The following is a 2503-nucleotide window of genomic DNA, read 5'->3' as shown; positions in this document are numbered from 1 at the left end:
GGTGGAGATTTCCTGTTCTACCACGAGGGGATGACATCGGCGATTGGGAAAGCGGTGGAGGCTCTAGACCGTGAGAGGCTGTCCTTGGGAAAGGCACTGGGCTTAAGTAACATGCGCTCCCTTCGGGACCAGGACATAGCGTGGTACGGTCACCAAGGTGTGTTCGGCAACAATGTGCATGAGACCAGCGTGAACAACCCCATTTACCGGTGGAGCAAGGCTCCGTCCATCTTGGATCATCGCTATCTTACCGAGGATGTACCGTATGGTCTGGTCCCGGTTGAATCCCTGGGTCGTTGGGCAAAGGTGAAGACAACTGTAACTTCTGCGCTAATCGATTTGGCCTGCGTCGTCTTGGAGAGGGATCTACGAGCAGCAGGGCGCACCCTCGAGCGGCTGGGCCTTAGTTTCGCAACACTCGAAGAGTTGAGGAGGGTGGTAGATGAGTCCGGGGTATGATGCCGCGCCGGAGCCTTTGGTCCTGGCGGGCGGGACGGTGATAACCGGCGACGGATCGACGGTGATTGATGAAGCGTCGGTCGTAGTGGCGGGTCGACTGATCGCCGATGTGGTGCCGGGCAAGCTGGATCACGCACGAGCTTGGGATCTGAGCGGGTGCTACGTCTTTCCGGGCCTCATCAATCACCACACCCACGGGTGCACCTTCGGTCCCCTGTACCCCAGCGCCGCGCCGGCTCTTGATGAGGATGCGGTGTTGCGAAATCTAGACCGCCACCTTCTGGCGGGCACGACTACGATCCTTAACCTGGATGGGTTTGCCCTGCCCGAGGAGGTAACGCGGGCCCAGGATCTGCATCCGGTAAACATAAAAAGCGCCTCCTCCCACACGCCCCTTAACCTGCGCGCCGCAGAACTGGCGGACGGCTCTGGTCTTACTCCTCGCCACCGGCAGGCTCGGGTGGAGGCGATGGTGCAGGCCGGAGCGGTCGCGGTGGGGGAGATAGGCGGGGGCCACACCCTTGGCGGGGGCGGCCAGGAATACCTGTACATTCCCCGCGCCGTCAAGCAGGCGACAGGGGTTGATATCAGCCCCCGCCTGGCTCGGAAACTTAAGGTTGCCGTGCTTGGCCGCCACGTTGACCCCGGCAGTTACGACCCCGAGGCCCTCAAACGCGCCATGACGGAGGCCGGGCTGGAAAGCCGCATATCGCCCGAGCGTCTGCGGGTCCTGATAGCTGAGAGCGTGCTGCCATCTTTCCAGGTGGCCATCGACGGGTTCAGGGAGGCGGCAGAGGTAGCAAGGGGCCTCGGCCTCCCTTTGGTGGTGCACAACTCTGCTCCCTCCAAACAGGCAGTCTTGGCCTTGGCCAAGGAAGGGTTCCGCTTCATCGCTGCACATTGCAACCATGATACTTTCGAACTCCAAGAAGCTTTGGAAGTGGCACGCCGCCTGCGTAGCCTGGGGGTGCTCGTGGATGTGGCTACATTTGACTCGTTTGGAGGAAGCGCGGACCCATCCCCGCCGGAGTACTTCTTCGCCTTCCTGGAGTCCGGTCTGGTCGACCTGCTCTCTACGGACTATGCGGGGGGATCGTTCGACCCCATATGGGCGGGGATCAGGGCTGCGGTCCAGAAGCGGGTTATTACGCTTCCGAGGGCGGTCGCCTTGGCCACATCCAACGTGGCGGATGCTTTCCCGCTTCTGGCCCCCGGCCGGGGGACCATCGCTCGTGGAAAGGTGGCTGACTTGGTGGCGGTGGACAAAGAGGACTTGGGGCGCTTCCGTCTGGTGATGATCGGCGGAAAGGTGGTGGTGTGGCAGGGAAGCAAGGTTTCCGGTTTGGGGGATTGGACGGAGTCCAGGTAAGGCCGAAGTTCAAACCAAACTGGCAAGGGGGTGGAGCCTTTGACAGGGAGACGGAGCCGGGTGGCGATGCTATCGGTATTGTTGCTAACATTTGTGCTTGCGTCGTGCGCTGGCAAGCCTCCGGCTAAGGAAAAGGAGGAGGTGACGGTACGGGTTGCCATAGCGCCGGGGGTAGTGCACCTGGATGCCCAGGACACCAATACGCGCTATGCGTTCGAGGTGACGCAGCTGTGTTACGAGAATCTCTTTGAGCGAGACAAGGACGGCAAACTCCAACCGTGGCTGGTGAGCGACTGGAGCGTTTCGGGCGACGGCCTGGTGTACACGTTCCACGTGAGGGAGGGGGTCAAGTTCCACGACGGTACTCCCCTCGACGCAGAGGCGGTAAAAGTAAACCTTGAGCGGAAAATACAGAGGGATCAGCCGCTGGCCAGCATGCTGAAGCCTTACCTCCAGGAGATGAGGGTCACCGGACCCATGACGCTTGAATTACGGTTCAACAAGCCCATGTTTGACCTGCCCGGCATTCTTGCTGCCAAGACCTTTGCTATATACAGCCCGAAAGCTCTACGCGAGCAACAGCCCGAATGGTTCAAGGAGAACATGGTGGGCACCGGGCCGTTCATCCTCAAGGAGTACAGGAAGGGTGAGTATGCTAAGTTCGTCCGTAACCCC

At 60.6% G+C, this 2503-nt stretch carries 3 protein-coding genes; all 3 read left to right on the top strand.

All coding sequences use genetic code 11. From position 1 onward, the window contains the following. On the top strand, nt 1-459 hold a 459-nt coding region (locus AB1609_21030), incomplete at its 5' end, for an NAD/NADP octopine/nopaline dehydrogenase family protein (GenBank protein MEW6048919.1). Then, complete coding sequence (locus tag AB1609_21025; protein MEW6048918.1) at nt 443-1828, top strand: amidohydrolase family protein; 1386 nt, start codon at nt 443-445, stop codon at nt 1826-1828. The genes AB1609_21030 and AB1609_21025, both read left to right, overlap by 17 nt. 66 nt (nt 1829-1894) lie before the next feature. Further along, on the top strand, nt 1895-2503 hold a 609-nt coding region (locus AB1609_21020; protein ID MEW6048917.1), incomplete at its 3' end, for an ABC transporter substrate-binding protein.

The organism is Bacillota bacterium, from assembly GCA_040754675.1.
GTDB lineage: Bacteria > Bacillota > Limnochordia > Limnochordales > Geochordaceae > Geochorda.
The sequence above is the reverse complement of the archived record's forward strand: the minus strand, read 5'-3'. Positions and strand labels throughout refer to the sequence as shown.

Bases quoted from the DNA above. Each gene is read 5' to 3' on its own strand.
- AB1609_21025 (MEW6048918.1), top strand. From the start codon at position 443: ATGAGTCCGGGGTATGATGCCGCGCCGGAGCCTTTGGTCCTGGCGGGC.